The sequence below is a fragment of the Paenarthrobacter sp. NPDC089988 genome (genome assembly GCF_044748465.1).
GTDB lineage: Bacteria > Actinomycetota > Actinomycetes > Actinomycetales > Micrococcaceae > Arthrobacter.
Genome location: NZ_JBIVGD010000010.1, coordinates 92,361 through 106,032 on the forward strand (window position 1 = coordinate 92,361; position 13,672 = coordinate 106,032).

Annotated in this window: 13 protein-coding genes; 4 read left to right on the forward strand and 9 right to left on the reverse strand. The window is 64.5% G+C overall.

Annotation, left to right across the window (positions count from 1 at the left end):
- Window position 1 precedes the first annotated feature (1 nt).
- Window positions 2-796 (reverse strand): sulfite exporter TauE/SafE family protein, encoded by a 795-nt coding sequence (locus ACIPV6_RS13370; RefSeq protein ID WP_400271341.1) that lies wholly within the window; start codon window positions 794-796, stop codon window positions 2-4.
- Window positions 793-2,604 carry a proline--tRNA ligase gene (locus ACIPV6_RS13375; RefSeq protein WP_400271342.1) on the reverse strand — a complete coding sequence of 604 codons (1,812 nt, stop codon included), beginning with the start codon at window positions 2,602-2,604 and terminating at the stop codon, window positions 793-795. Before ACIPV6_RS13375 ends, ACIPV6_RS13370 begins: the two co-directional genes overlap by 4 nt.
- A 474-nt stretch (window positions 2,605-3,078) precedes the next feature.
- Here ACIPV6_RS13375 and ACIPV6_RS13380 point away from each other — a divergent pair, with 474 nt between their 5' ends.
- Genes ACIPV6_RS13380 through ACIPV6_RS13390 form a run of 3 tightly spaced genes read left to right on the forward strand, consistent with a single transcriptional unit; the run spans window position 3,079 to window position 5,227 of the window.
- The gene (locus ACIPV6_RS13380) at window positions 3,079-3,870 is read left to right on the forward strand and encodes an ABC transporter ATP-binding protein (RefSeq protein WP_400271343.1); all 792 of its coding nucleotides are present in this window, start codon (window positions 3,079-3,081) and stop codon (window positions 3,868-3,870) included.
- 8 nt (window positions 3,871-3,878) lie between these two features.
- Window positions 3,879-4,622, forward strand: a complete 744-nt coding sequence (locus ACIPV6_RS13385) for an ABC transporter permease (RefSeq protein WP_400271419.1) — start codon at window positions 3,879-3,881, stop codon at window positions 4,620-4,622.
- Entirely contained in the window at window positions 4,619-5,227 is a 609-nt protein-coding gene (locus ACIPV6_RS13390; protein ID WP_400271344.1) for a TetR family transcriptional regulator, read from the forward strand. Before ACIPV6_RS13385 ends, ACIPV6_RS13390 begins: the two co-directional genes overlap by 4 nt.
- On the opposite strand, the gene ACIPV6_RS13395 is transcribed toward ACIPV6_RS13390, so the two are convergent.
- From ACIPV6_RS13395 to dxr, 5 genes are read right to left on the reverse strand one after another with little or no spacing between them, the layout of a single operon-like run.
- Window positions 5,224-6,102: a DUF4081 domain-containing protein gene (locus tag ACIPV6_RS13395; protein ID WP_400271420.1), complete on the reverse strand. Its 879-nt coding sequence runs from the start codon at window positions 6,100-6,102 to the stop codon at window positions 5,224-5,226. The two genes, ACIPV6_RS13390 and ACIPV6_RS13395, sit on opposite strands and share 4 nt — an antisense overlap.
- Window positions 6,065-7,231 (reverse strand): flavodoxin-dependent (E)-4-hydroxy-3-methylbut-2-enyl-diphosphate synthase, encoded by a 1,167-nt coding sequence (gene ispG / locus ACIPV6_RS13400; protein WP_397323972.1) that lies wholly within the window; start codon window positions 7,229-7,231, stop codon window positions 6,065-6,067. The genes ACIPV6_RS13395 and ispG overlap by 38 nt, the downstream gene beginning before the upstream one ends.
- 46 nt (window positions 7,232-7,277) lie before the next feature.
- Complete coding sequence (locus tag ACIPV6_RS13405) at window positions 7,278-7,571, reverse strand: YciI family protein (RefSeq protein ID WP_400271345.1); 294 nt, start codon at window positions 7,569-7,571, stop codon at window positions 7,278-7,280.
- A 59-nt stretch (window positions 7,572-7,630) separates the two neighbouring features.
- Entirely contained in the window at window positions 7,631-8,962 is a 1,332-nt protein-coding gene (locus tag ACIPV6_RS13410) for a M50 family metallopeptidase (RefSeq protein ID WP_400271346.1), read from the reverse strand.
- A gap of 39 nt (window positions 8,963-9,001) precedes the next feature.
- Window positions 9,002-10,186 carry a 1-deoxy-D-xylulose-5-phosphate reductoisomerase gene (gene dxr, locus ACIPV6_RS13415; RefSeq protein WP_400271347.1) on the reverse strand — a complete coding sequence of 395 codons (1,185 nt, stop codon included), beginning with the start codon at window positions 10,184-10,186 and terminating at the stop codon, window positions 9,002-9,004.
- Between the two features lie 99 nt (window positions 10,187-10,285).
- Between dxr and ACIPV6_RS13420 the strand changes: the two genes are divergently transcribed.
- A complete protein-coding gene (locus ACIPV6_RS13420; RefSeq protein ID WP_400271348.1) occupies window positions 10,286-11,746 on the forward strand; it encodes a lipase maturation factor family protein in 1,461 nt (486 codons plus the stop codon).
- Window positions 11,747-11,756: 10 nt separating this feature from the next.
- On the opposite strand, the gene ACIPV6_RS13425 is transcribed toward ACIPV6_RS13420, so the two are convergent.
- Together ACIPV6_RS13425 and ACIPV6_RS13430 are read right to left on the reverse strand one after the other, a co-directional pair.
- Window positions 11,757-13,088: a hypothetical protein gene (locus tag ACIPV6_RS13425; protein WP_400271349.1), complete on the reverse strand. Its 1,332-nt coding sequence runs from the start codon at window positions 13,086-13,088 to the stop codon at window positions 11,757-11,759.
- 52 nt (window positions 13,089-13,140) lie between these two features.
- Window positions 13,141-13,503 (reverse strand): hypothetical protein, encoded by a 363-nt coding sequence (locus ACIPV6_RS13430; protein ID WP_400271350.1) that lies wholly within the window; start codon window positions 13,501-13,503, stop codon window positions 13,141-13,143.
- Between the last annotated feature and the right edge of the window lie 169 nt (window positions 13,504-13,672).

A 13,672-nucleotide genomic window follows, 5' to 3' on the forward strand; every position in this document is an offset into this window, starting at 1 on the left:
CCTATGCGAAGTTGTCGTTCCAGACGTCCACGCCGAGCTTGATGATGAGCGCGGCAACCACGACCAGGAAAACGATGCGGACAAAGCTGCTTCCCCTGGCCACGGCAGTCCGGGCACCGAGGTACCCGCCGGCCATGTTGGCCAGGCCCAGCACGAGCCCTAGTCCCCACAGCAGGGAGCCATGCGGCAGGAAGAAGATCAAAGCCCCGGCGTTGGTGGCCATGTTGACGATCTTGGCTTTGGCGCTGGCCTCGAGGAAGGCGTACCCCATGGCCGACACCAGGGCGATGACCAGGAACGAGCCCGTTCCCGGGCCAATCAGGCCGTCGTAGAAGCCGATGGCTGCTCCAATGAGGCATGCCACCACATAGTGCTTGTGGCCATCGTGCCGGAGCGCCGTCAGCTCGCCGGCGTTGGGGCGCAGTGCCGTAAAGATCGCGACGGCGATGAGCGCCACCACGATGATGGGCTTGAAAACGCTGGCCGGCAATGACGCTGCCAGAATGGCTCCGCCAAAACTTCCGGCCAAGGCGATGACGGCCATGGGAACGGCTGTTTTGAGATCGGGACCGACGCGCCGGTAGAAGGTTACGGCACTCGTAGTGGTGCCGAAAATCGAGCCCATCTTGTTGGTGGCCAAGGCTTGGACGGGCGTGATGCCCGGGACCAGGAGCAGTGCCGGAAGCTGGATCAGTCCCCCGCCACCCACCACGGCGTCAACCCAGCCGGCGGCGAACCCAGCCACCACGATCAGGATGACCGTGGTGAGCTGGATCGACTCGAAGCCGGAGATCAACGGCCGCGGACGGCGTTGACCACGTAGTCCACGGCTTTGTCCACCGACACGTTCTCGGCGTCGCCGCTGCGGCGGTCCTTGATCTCCACGACGCCGTCAACCAGTCCGCGGCCCACGGCCAGGATGGTGGGGACGCCCAGGAGCTCGGCATCGCCGAACTTCACGCCCGGGGAAACCTTGGGACGGTCATCATAAATGACGTCCAGTCCGGCGTCCTGCAACTCGGCGGACAGCTTCTCCGCGGCCTCGAAGATTTCGTCGCCACGGCCAACGGCCACCACGTGGACGTCGGCGGGGGCCACGGTTCGCGGCCAAACCAATCCGCGGTCATCATGGTTGGCTTCGGCGAGGGCTGCGACGGCGCGCGTGACACCCACGCCGTAGGAGCCCATGGTCACCACTACCTGCTTGCCGTTCTGGTCCAGCACCTTGAGGTCCAGTGCCTCGGCGTACTTGCGTCCAAGCTGGAAGATGTGGCCCATTTCGATGCCACGTGCGGTTTCCAGCGGACCCGAGCCGTCGGGGGCCTCGTCACCGGCACGGACCTCCGTGCTTTCGATGACCCCGTCCCACGTGAAGTCCCGTCCGGCAACGAGCCCAAAGACGTGCTTACCGTCCTGGTTGGCGCCGGTGACCCAGGCAGTTCCGGAGACAACACGGGGGTCGACCAGGAACAGGAGCTTCGAGGAACCTTCAAGGCCAAGGACGGGTTCTTCCAAGGACAAGCCCGGCCCGATGTAGCCCTTGACGAGCCACGGCAGCTTCTTGAGGTCTTCCTCGTTCGCAGCCTCGAGCTGGATCTCTCCGGCGATCGGCAGGAAGGCCCCGATGTTCGCTTCAACCCGCTTCAGGTCAACGGCGCGGTCGCCCGGAACGCCGATGACCACGATCTGGCGCTCACCCGTGGGAAGCGTGACGGCGAGGACGACGTTCTTGAGCGTGTCAGCGGCAGTCCAGGCGCCGCCGTCGGCCTCGCTGCGGGGCGCGAGCTGGTTGGCTGCGTTCACCAGCGTTTCGATGGTGGGAGTATCCGGGGTGTCCAGCACCTCCGCTGCGGGGGCGTTGCTGAAGTCGATGTCAGCCGGAACCACCGTAGTGACGGCCTCAACGTTGGCGTAGTAGCCGCCCGCCGAGCGCACAAAAGTATCCTCGCCGATCTCCGTGGGGAAGAGGAACTCTTCGCTCTTGGAGCCACCCATGGCACCGGCCGTGGCCGCGACCGGAATGACTTCCAGTCCGAGCCGTTCGAAGATCTTGAGGTAGGCAGCACGGTGGGCCGCGTAGCTGGCGTCCAGGCCGGCGTCGTCGACGTCGAAGGAGTAGGAGTCCTTCATGATGAACTCGCGGCCGCGGAGGAGGCCCGCCCGCGGACGTGCCTCATCGCGGTACTTGTTCTGGATCTGGTAGATGCTCAGCGGCAGGTCCTTGTAGGACGAGTAAAGGTCCTTGACCAGCAGCGTGAACATTTCCTCGTGCGTGGGTGCCAGGAGGTAGTCGGCGCCCTTGCGGTCCTGGAGGCGGAACAGGCCTTCGCCGTATTCGGTCCAGCGGTTGGTGGCCTCGTAGGGTTCGCGGGGCAGGAGGGCCGGGAAATGCACTTCCTGCGCACCGATGGCTGCCATCTCCTGGCGGACGATTTCCTCCACCTTGCGCAGCACGCTCAGGCCCAGTGGCAACCAGGTGTAGATGCCGGGGGCGGCGCGGCGGATGTAGCCGGCACGGACCAGGAGCTTGTGGCTGGCCACCTCGGCGTCGACGGGATCTTCGCGCAGGGTGCGCAGGAACAACTGGGAAAGGCGAAGGACCACGGGTACCTATCCGTTTCTATGGCAGTCAGGGCAAAAAGAACTGTGTACTAATCTACCGGCTGCGCGGCGCCCCTCCGGAACGCGGGACACAGAAGAGCCACGCCCTCGCGTCTGGAAGCCCCTGGCCGAATCCGGCTGGTCATCCTGCGATGGCGTGGCTCAACGGCCGGCCGGCCGCAGACTCTGTCCGGGGACTAGTCCCCCATTCCCTCCAGCGGAATGGGATCGCCTGCGACTGGGAAGCATTGGTCATTGCCGAACTCACGGATGGCGCAGCTGCGTGTAGCAACCTTCAAGGTCAACGTCATGATTTCCCCCCGGCCACCCGCACCCCAACGACACGGCTAGGGACGAATGTATGTGATTGGAGACACCTTTTCAAGGATTCCCGGGCATGACCCGGCCTTGACCAGAGAGGGGCACGGACCTACTTTTATTTCATCAGGTGGTGAATTGTCAGTTTCGGAGGTCGCCATGTCCTACATTGCCAAGCACGCAGGAGGGACGCAGGCCAGTGCGATCGAAGCATCAGGACTTCACATCTCGCGTGGCCGGACCAGGATTATCCGCGGTCTCGATTTCACGGTTGGCAGCGGCCTGATCACGGGGCTCCTTGGCCCCTCCGGCAGCGGCAAGACAACGCTCATGCGCGGCATAGTCGGCGTCCAGCGCCTCACCCGCGGCTCCCTCACAGTCCTGGGACTGCCTGCCGGGAGCGCGGCCCTAAGGCACGACGTCGGCTATGTCACCCAGGGCGCCAGCGTCTACGGGGACTTGAGTGTCGAAGCCAACGTCAGGTACTTCGGAGCCATGCACAGCGCGACGTCGGCCGACGCCACCGAGGCGATTGCCGCCGTCGGGCTCCAGGACTTTGCCCGCCGGAAGGCCGCGGACCTGTCCGGCGGGCAGTTCAGCCGCGTTTCGCTGGCGTGCGCGCTGGTATCCCGCCCGAAACTGCTGGTCCTGGACGAACCGACCGTTGGGCTGGACCCGGTACTGCGCGCGGAGCTCTGGGAACGTTTCGCCGCCATGGCGGAGTCAGGCACCACACTGCTGGTGTCCAGCCACGTCATGGAAGAGGCATCGCATTGTTCCTCGCTCCTGCTGTTGCGAGACGGGCTGCTGTTGGCACAACTGACTCCGGACCAACTCGCCGAGCGCGGGCGGAGCAAAGACCTGGAACGGGCGTTCCTGACCATGATCAAGGAGGCCGAGGGGACTTCCGCCCCGACGCTGGGCCGGCAGGAAAGGACGGTGGCATCATGAATCCGCGCATGACGCTGGCCACCGCTGTCAGGGTCCTGGGCCAATTGCGGCACGACCACCGCAGCGTGGGCCTCATCCTGGTGGTGCCGGCCCTGTTGCTGGCGGCGGTGTACTTTCTTTTTGAGAATGAGACCCTGCCTCCGGGCGTCCCGCGCACCTTCGACCGTGTTGGGCTCATGATGCTGGCGATCTTCCCGTTCGTGGTCATGTTCCTGGTCACGTCGATCACCATGCTCCGCGAGCGGACGTCGGGGACGCTGGAACGGCTGCTCACCACGCCCATCCACAAGGCAGACCTGCTCTTCGGCTACGCCCTGGCATTCTCCATCATGGCAGCGTTGCAGTCGTTGGTGGCCACGGCCGTGGCCTACTGGGTCTTCAACCTGGACATCAAGGGCAGTCCCGGTTTGGTGGTGATGATCGCCGTGATCAACGCCGTGTTGGGCGTTGCCATGGGATTGCTGTGCTCAGCCTTCGCCCGGACCGAGTTCCAAGCCGTGCAGTTCATGCCGGTGGTGGTGGTGCCGCAGATCCTGTTGTGTGGTCTGTTCGTGGCACGCGACCACATGAACGACGTCCTCGACGCGATCTCCGGTGTCCTGCCCCTGACCTTCTCCGTGGACGCGCTGCAGGAGATCGCGGGAAACGCCGACGCAACGCAGGTACTCTGGCAGGACACGCTGGTGATGGGAGCAATCGTGGTGGGAGTACTGGTCCTTGCCTCCCTGACGCTACGGAGGCAGACTGCATGAGTCTGCAGCCCTTGCGCCGGGGCCGCCGGGGAGCCGGCGACCATTCCAGGGAGGCCATCCTCACCGCTGCCCGCAAACTGTTCGCCGAGCAGGGATTCGATGGCACCAGCCTGCGCCAGGTCGCCCGCGAAGCTTCCGTGGATCCGGCCATGGTGCACCACTTCTTCAAAGGCAAGGACGAACTTTTCGCCGCGAGCGTGGAGCTGCCCGCGAACCCTGCCGAGGTCCTGGCCGGCGTCGACGCCCTTGACCCTTCAGCCCGTGCCGAGGCAATCGTCAAAGCGGTCCTGCGGCTGTGGGAAGGGCCCGCGCAGCACGCATTGGTGGCCTTCGTCAGGGGCACCATCGGCTCCAAGGCGAAAACGGCGCTCCTCCGCGAAATGGTGAGCAGGACGGTCCTGGCCCGGATCGCCACGGGCCTTCCCGTGGACGAGCAGGAAGCCAGGCTCCGCGGGAACCTGGTGGCCTCGCAGCTGATCGGCCTCATGGTGGCTCGCTACGTTGTACGGCTGGAACCGTTGGCGTCCGCCGCCGAAGACGACGTGGTGCGCATGGTGACACCCACCATCCACCGGTACCTGACGGGCGAGCTGGACGGGCCCTAGAACAACACAGTCGCGAACATTCCCACTTGCTTGAAGCCCACCCGCTCGTAGCTTGCCCGGGCCTTCGAGTTGTAGTCGTTCACGTAAAGGCTCGTCACCGGGGCGAAGGTCCGGGAAAGATTGACGACGGCGGCCATGTAGCCTGCGCTCTGGCCGCGGCCACGAAGGTCCGGATTCATCCAGACGCCCTGCACCTGGGTCACGTCCTGCGTGACTGCGCCGAGTTCGGCCTTGAACACCACCGTGCCCCGGGCATCGATGTGAACCAGGGAATGACCCTGGCGGATGAGCCCTGCGACGCGCCGGCTGTAGAAGTCCTGGCCACCCAGATACGGCGAGTACCCCACTTCTTCCTCGAACATGGCGGCGCAGGCCGGAAGGATGGCGTCGAAGTCCGCCATGGTCCCGAAGGTGAGGGACGGGTTTGCCGGAATAGCCGGTGAACCGGAAATGGTCAGGAGCGGTTGCCGGGAACGAACCTCATGCGCATAGTGGCCCAGTTGTTCGAACCGTGAGTAGAGGGCCAGCACGGTTTCCGCAGGCCCGAAAATGGATGCGTAGCGGCGACCCGACTGGTGGGCGGCCGTTGCCACGTCGCCCACCAATTCGGGGTCCAGTTGCACGGGAACCAGGTTGGCCCCCGCCCAACAAGCGCCCAGGAGCCGGTCGTCGTCGAACACGCCGATGACGCTGGCTCCGCCGCTGGTGGGCGCGGCCGTCCCCACGCTGTCCAGATGGGCGAGGATGAAGACGTTGGCTACGGGGTCTTGGTTCGCAAGCGCGCGAAGGGCCAGAGTGTCGGCACCGCCGAGCACCCTGACGCCCAGGCCGGTCCCGTTACGAGACGCTAACCACGGGGCTACCTTTGACAGCATCTTCGCCATCGGCCTCCCCCATCTCTTCGGCGATGCGCATCGCCTCTTCGATCAGTGTCTCAACAATTTCGCTTTCGGGCACGGTCTTGATGACTTCGCCCTTCACGAAAATCTGGCCCTTGCCGTTGCCTGAAGCCACGCCGAGGTCGGCTTCGCGGGCCTCGCCCGGTCCGTTGACCACACAGCCCATGACGGCGACGCGCAATGGAATCTCCATGCCTTCCAGTCCGGCGGTGACCTGTTCGGCCAAGGTGTAGACATCCACCTGGGCGCGGCCGCACGACGGGCAGGAGACAATCTCCAGCTTGCGCGGACGCAGGTTCAGGGACTGCAGGATCTGGTTGCCCACCTTGATCTCCTCCACCGGCGGTGCGGAGAGGGAGACGCGGATGGTGTCGCCGATGCCACGGGACAGCAAAGCTCCGAAGGCGGTGGCCGACTTGATGGTTCCCTGGAACGCGGGGCCGGCTTCGGTGACGCCGAGGTGCAGGGGCCAGTCGCCCTTCTCCGCGAGCATCTCGTAGGCAGCAACCATTACCACGGGATCGTTGTGCTTCACGGAGATCTTGAAGTCGTGGAATCCGTGTTCCTCGAACAGCGAGGCTTCCCAGACTGCCGACTCAACCAGTGCTTCCGGAGTGGCCTTGCCGTACTTCTTGAGGATGCCGGGCTCCAGCGAGCCGGCATTCACCCCGATCCGGATGGACGTGCCGTGGTCCTTGGCAGCGGCTGCGATTTCCTTGACCTGGTCATCGAACTTGCGGATGTTTCCCGGGTTGACCCGGACCGCGGCGCAGCCTGCCTCAATGGCGGCGAACACGTACTTCGGCTGGAAGTGGATGTCCGCGATGACGGGTATCTGGGACTTGCGGGCGATGATCGGCAACGCCTCGGCGTCGTCCGCGGAGGGGCACGCAACACGGACAATGTCGCATCCGGAGGCCGTCAACTCGGCGATCTGCTGGAGCGTGGCGTTGATGTCCGTGGTGGGCGTGGTGGTCATGGACTGCACGCTGATGGGGTAATCGGAGCCAACACCAACGGACCCAACCTTGATTTGCCGCGTCTTACGGCGCGGGGCAAGGACGGGTGGTGGGGCTGCTGGCATTCCCAGGCTGACCGAGGTCACGTGGACTCCTTGGGTTTGGGGTGTATCTGGCGGTGGGATGCCCGGACTAGGACACGTGGTCCGAGAGGAGGCCGATGATCGGGGACCATTCGGTGGTGCGGATTCCGGCAATGGCGCCAGCGTCCGCGAACGGGTCCTTCTTCAGGAGTTCATTGAGTTCGGCCTCATCCTTGGACTTGAAGACGAGGAGCGCGCCTGCGCCGTCACCGTACGGGCCGCTAGCGAGGAGCTTGCCCTCTTCTGCCAGATCGCCGAGCCAGGCACGGTGGGCGGGGCGGGCTTCATCGCGGAGGGCGCCGGATTCGGCGACGTACACATACTCAACAGCGAAAACAGTCATGGAGTTAGCCTATCCCGCTCCGCGGCATGATCCGCCATCGGAAGGTCCCGCCAATCGGCCTAGCCAAAGATGTTGACCGGCTTGACGATGTCCGCGTAAATCAACAGCGCGCCCATGGCCATCAGGAGCGCGGCCACCACGTAGGTAGCCGGGAGCAGCTTGGCGATGTCGAACGCCCCGGGGTCGGGTTTGCCGAACAAGGCGGCCACCCGGCGTCGAACGCCTTCATAGAGCGCGCCGGCAACATGGCCGCCATCCAGCGGAAGCAGGGGGATGAGGTTGAAGATCGCCAAAGCGAAGTTGAGGCCTGCGAGCAGCCCCACCAGCGTGCCAATCCTCGCCTGCAACGGCACTTGTTCCATGGCTGCGACTTCACCGGCCACGCGCCCCACGCCCACCACGCTGATGGGGCCGTTCGGGTCCCGGGGCTCTTCGCTGAAGGCGGCCTTGGCGACGCCCACCACCCTGGCGGGCAGGTTGAAGATCACACCGGAAATCTGCTTGATGTTCTCCCCGGCCATGGGCAAAACGCTCGACGCCGGTTGGGGCACCAAGGCGCTTTGGGCGCCAATGCCCAGGAATCCGACCTCCTGGTATTTGAGGACGCCGCTGGCGTCCTGCTCCTGCCGGCCGTCGGTACCAATGACCGGACGGGAAGAGAGGACCGGAGTGACCGTGGTGGATACGACGGACCCATTGCGTTCCACGGTGATCGGAACTTCCTTGCCTGCGGAAGCCCGGATCCAGCCAGTGAGCTCGTCCCAACTGGTGACCTGTTTCCCGTCGAAGGTCTTGACGGTGTCGTTGGGCTGGAGGCCAGCCGCGGCGGCCGGGGTGGGCTTGCAGTCGGCGGAATCGGGGTCCACGGTCTGCCCTGCGGCCACCTGGCATTTGGAGACGTCGGCAATGGTGGTGGTTGCCTGGGCGGTGCCGAATCCCATGAGGAGGACGGCCGTGAGCACCAGGCCAATGAGCATGTTCATGGCGGGACCGCCGAGCATGACGATGATCTTCTTCCACACCGGCAGCTTGTAGAACACCCGGTTCTCGTCACCGGGGCCCACTTCCTCGTGCGCTACGGAACGGGCTTCGGAAGCCAAGGTCTGGAACATGCCCGTGCTGGACGGGCGGACACCGCCGTCTTCCTTGTTTGGCGGGTACATGCCGATCATCGCCACATAGCCACCCAAGGGAAGTGCCTTGAAACCGTACTCCGTCTCGCCCTTCTTCCGCGACCACAGGGTTGGCCCGAAGCCGATCATGTACTTGGTCACGCGCACCTTGAAGAGCTTCGCGGGAACCAAGTGGCCCACTTCGTGAAGCGCGATGGAGACCGCGACGCCGATGGCGACGAAAACGACTCCGAGGATGAAGAGAAGGACGGGACTCATGCGGCTGGGACTGCTTCCATCAAGGCTGGGTAGGTATCGCTACAAGGTGCTGGTGGCTAAACGATCGTGGGTACGGGCGCGTGCCCACACTTCAGCATCCAGCACCGACTCCACCGTTAGCTCGGAGGACCCTGAATGTTCGCTGAGGACGGACTCCACAGTATCCACAATGTCGGTGAAACGGATGCGGCCGTCATGGAACGCCTCCACGGCTTCCTCGTTGGCTGCGTTGAACACGGCCGGGAAGGTACTCCCCTGCTTCGCGGCGTCCTTGGCCAGGTCAACGGCGGGAAACGCTGCAGAGTCCAGGGGTTCGAAAGTCCAACTGGTGGCTTGGGTCCAGTCACATGCCTGGGCGGCGCGTGGCACCCGGTCCGGCCAGCCAAGGCCCAACGCGATGGGCAGCCGCATGTCCGGTGGTGAGGCCTGCGCGATGATGGAGCCGTCCACGAACTGGACCATGGAATGGACCACCGACTGGGGATGTACCACCACATCGATCCTGTCCAGGGGAACATCGAACAGCAAATGTGCCTCGATCACTTCCAGCCCCTTGTTCACCAGGCTGGCGGAGTTGGTGGTGACCATGAGACCCATGTCCCAGGTGGGGTGCGCCAAGGCTTCCCGCGGAGTGACCTCATGGAGTTGCTCCCGGGTCCGTCCCCGGAAGGGACCGCCGGAAGCGGTAAGGATCAATTTGTCCACTTCCCCGGCCGAGCCGGAACGCAAGCATTGGGCGATGGCGGAGTGCTCCGAATCCACGGGGACAATCTGGCCCTGCCGGGCGGCCGCCTTCACCAAGGCGCCGCCAACAATCAAGGACTCCTTGTTGGCGAGCGCCAGCGTGGCACCTGAGCCCAGGGCAGCCAGTGTTGGAGCCAGCCCGATGGAGCCCGTGATGCCGTTGAGGACCACGTCACAGGCGATGGCCGCAATGTGCGTTGAAGCGTCCGGGCCCACGTAGATGTCCGGCTCGTAGCTATTAAGGCCCGCAGCCGCCGCGTACCCGGCGATCAGCTGGCGTAACTGCCCGCCGTCGCCCCTGGCGATTCCAACGGCCTGCGCGCGCGTGTGCACGGCCTGCCGGGCAATCAGCTCCGGGTTTCCGCCGCCGGCGCTGAGGGCCACTACTTCGAAAAGGTGCGGCGCGGCGTCGATCACCTCGATGGCCTGTGTGCCGATGGAACCGGTGGACCCGAGGATGACGATCTTTCGCGGCTGCATGCTTCAAGTATCCCAGTAGCCGCGATGCCCGGAGAACGCCGCAGCACCCGCAGGTGGCGACCCTGTTGACCGCGGGCCCGCGGGCGTAGCGTGGGAATCGTGGAGTGGCTTTCCTGGTTCGACGCACGGGATTACGAGTTCGCGAGGCAGGTCTTGCAACGTGGAACCGCAGCGCTGTATTTCCTCGCCTTCCTGTCCACGCTGAACCAATTCCCGGTACTCCTGGGCGAGCGCGGCCTGCTTCCCGCTCCGGACTTCGTGGACATGGTGCGGCGGATGTCCAGGCCCACCCTGTTCCGCTGGCGCTATTCGGACCGGCTGCTGCGCCTGGTCTGCTGGGTGGGCCTGGCCGTCTCGGCGACGCTTGTGTTCGGCGTCCCACAAGCAGGGCCGCCCTGGGTACCCATGCTGGCGTTCCTTGCCTTGTGGTTCCTGTACATGTCGGTCGTGAATGTGGGGCAAACGTTCTACGGTTTCGGCTGGGAGATCCTTTTGCTGGAGGCCGGTTTCACCGTGGCGTTCCTCGGCTCAGACCAGACTCCCCCACCTACCACCATCCTGCTCCTGCTCGTTTGGCTTGTTTTCCGGCTGGAGTTCGGCGCCGGCATGATCAAGATCCGTGGCGGCAGGGAGTGGCGGGACATGACGGCCATGTTCTACCACCATGAGACCCAGCCCATGCCCGGGCCCCTGAGCCGCCAGGCGCACCTGCTCCCCAGGCCACTGCACAAGGTGGAAGTGGCCGGCAACCACTTCGCCCAACTGGTGGTCCCTTTCTTCCTGTTCGCACCCCAGCCGCTCGCCAGCATCGCCGCAGGGATCATCATCCTCACCCAGCTATGGCTGGTGGCCAGCGGCAATTTCGCCTGGCTCAACTGGGCGGCCATCACCTTGGCGTTCGCCGCCGTGAGCGACCCCGTGGCCCACGCGGTGTTCCCCTTCATTCCGCTTGAGTGGCACCCGGGCGCCCAATCCCCGGCCTGGTGGACCGGCGTCGTACTGGCCGTGACGGCACTGTTGCTGGTCCTCAGCTACCGCCCGCTCCGCAACCTGTTCTCGCGCAGGCAGCTCATGAATGCAAGCTTTAACCGGTGGCGCCTGGTCAACGCCTACGGAGCGTTCGGAACGGTCACCAAGCAACGTATCGAAGTGGTGGTCGAAGGGACGCTGGACGAGCAACCGGACGCGCCGGACGATCGTTGGCTGGAGTACGGCTTCAAAGGCAAGCCCGGCGATGTACGCCGGTTGCCACGGCAGTGGGCGCCCTATCACCTCCACCTGGACTGGCTCATGTGGTTCCTACCCCTGCGAACCGTGCACGAGGACTGGTTCTACGCTTTCCTGGACAAGCTCCTGGCGGCCGACGCGCCAACGCTGGGGCTGCTTCGCCATGACCCGTTCGACGGCGAACGCCCGCGTTGGGTGCGGGTGCGCACCTTCCTGTACCGGTTCGCCAGCCGGGCCGAGTTCAGGGAAACCGGCCAACGCTGGGTACGCGTGCCCTTGTACGAGGCCATTCCCCCGTTGTCCCTTGATTCCAGGCGCCAGTGGTTGCCGTAGCCGTCCTGCGTTAAACCGTGGCGTCCACCAGTCCTTGGCTTTCCTCAGGCAACGCACGCTTGCTGCTCCGCTTGCTGGTTGGTACGGTCACGGCTTTCTGTTCCACTGCTTCGGCCGCGATATAGAGGCCTTCGCGGTTGAGGTGCCGGGAGTAGCTCGAATCCAGGTACAAGGTGGGGAATGAATCCTCGCTGTTCATCTCCGCGGCCTTGGCCAGGAGGGCGCTGTACAGGTACTCCTTGACAGCCCCCGCTCCGGCTCCGCCACCATAGACGTAGGCAACCTCCGTGGTGGCGCCCACCACGGCCAAGACCCGGCCGAACTGTTCGGCAACTTCCTTCGCGAAGAACATGGTCTCTTCGTCGACAAATGCCTTGACGCGATCGTAAAAATTCAGCTTCAGCCGCGACGGCCCAGCGTGCAAGTACTCGGAAAGCTGTTTGCGGGAGGTGAACCCGGTCTGGAATCCGCGGTCCCGCATGGCCTTCATGGCATCGGTCAGCACCGATCCGTAGCCTTTCTTGAACGTGGTGGACGCGTCGGCGTTGAACTGGCCCGCCGTGAAGACCGGAAAGTTCACGGTTCCTTCGCCAATGTCGATGCCGATGGTGTGCTGCGCGGCCAGGACATCCCTTGGGGTAATGCCGTCCAGGGCCAGGCCCCGGCGGCGGACATCGGCAAGCATCGCTTCCATCAAGGGCTCGCCCTTGGCGGTGATCGCGTATTGGGCGGATGCGCCTTCCGGTATGACCTGCACGTCCATGAAGCGCAGCTTGACGGTCACGGGTGTCTCGAAATTGTGCACGGTCACCGTGTGGACGCCGTTCATGAATTCCGCGGCGTAGCTGGTCCGGTGCGAGAGGTATTCATCGATGGGCAGTGCCAGTGCTACCCGGGCACGCACGCTCAGGACTTCCTCCACCGGGGGCAATGAGCCGTTGGCGCGCACGTGGTCACGGACCGCCTTGGCAGCGAACACGCCCATGACCAGGATCTTGCTCAGTTCCTGCTGGGCCTTGCTCCTGTGCCCAATGACATCGAATTCCTCGAACGCTCCCTGGGCGCTCAACGCCCTGAGGCCAAAGAGGCGCCGGTACCGGTCACCTATCAGCGGCGAGTCGAAGCTCACATCCAACTCGTTGTAGAAGTCGCCCTCCATCCGGGCCGGCGCCTCCCGGTCCGGTGTTGGCAGTGCGTTGGACCGGGTAATAAGTGCCACGCCGCTGGGAAGGTCGATTTCATCGCCATCGGAGCCACCAGATCCCAGCGGTCCGCGAATGATTCCCTTGACGTAGCCGTTGCCTACGTCGATGCCGCCGGTGAGATTGGTCGAAATGGTCATGGGAAAGTCCCTTCAGTGTGCGTGGGTGTGGTTCGGGGTGCGGCGGGCGCCGTTATCGCCGCAATTGGGCGAAGAGGTGGTTGACGTCAACGGGCGCCGACGCAGGCGGATTCTCCTGCGCAGCTCCCGGATCGGCAGGGGCACGCGTGGTTTCCTCCGGCCCGGCGTCGAAAGCTTCAACGGAGATGCTGTCCACCGGACGTTCTCTGCCGGCGGGGAGTTGCACGACGGGCCTGTTGACGATGTCCACATAGCCTTGACGGGCAATGCTTTCCCGGATCAGCACGCGGATGGACAGCGACTGGTTGTCCTGCAGCTCCAGCCACGCGATGACGGCTTCATCCGCGTGGGGCACCGTCAAGCGGTAACGGTGCGGCGGCTGCTTCGCGGCCCCTGGGGTTCGAAGATCGGTCACGTGGTTCTCCTTCGCTGGCTTTCACCTGTGCGATCAAACCCGTCCCGGGATTGACCTGCCTGTGGTCAGGACTGGCCAAGATCGCACCGGTCACAACCCAGAAGTGGCCGGGGTGAGCCGATCGTGACGCAAAAGCGAAGGATCGTCGCTGAGCCTGAAGGATCAGGGG

What these genes read in the sequence shown, in the direction of transcription:
- ACIPV6_RS13385 (WP_400271419.1), top strand. Translation starts at nt 3,879, where the DNA reads ATGACGCTGGCCACCGCTGTCAGGGTCCTGGGCCAATTGCGGCACGAC.
- ACIPV6_RS13395 (WP_400271420.1), bottom strand. Translation starts at nt 6,102, where the DNA reads ATGCTGTCAAAGGTAGCCCCGTGGTTAGCGTCTCGTAACGGGACCGGC.
- ACIPV6_RS13405 (WP_400271345.1), bottom strand. Translation starts at nt 7,571, where the DNA reads ATGACTGTTTTCGCTGTTGAGTATGTGTACGTCGCCGAATCCGGCGCC.
- ACIPV6_RS13425 (WP_400271349.1), bottom strand. Translation starts at nt 13,088, where the DNA reads ATGACCATTTCGACCAATCTCACCGGCGGCATCGACGTAGGCAACGGC.
- ACIPV6_RS13390 (WP_400271344.1), top strand. Translation starts at nt 4,619, where the DNA reads ATGAGTCTGCAGCCCTTGCGCCGGGGCCGCCGGGGAGCCGGCGACCAT.
- ACIPV6_RS13410 (WP_400271346.1), bottom strand. Translation starts at nt 8,962, where the DNA reads ATGAGTCCCGTCCTTCTCTTCATCCTCGGAGTCGTTTTCGTCGCCATC.
- ACIPV6_RS13380 (WP_400271343.1), top strand. Translation starts at nt 3,079, where the DNA reads ATGTCCTACATTGCCAAGCACGCAGGAGGGACGCAGGCCAGTGCGATC.
- dxr (WP_400271347.1), bottom strand. Translation starts at nt 10,186, where the DNA reads ATGCAGCCGCGAAAGATCGTCATCCTCGGGTCCACCGGTTCCATCGGC.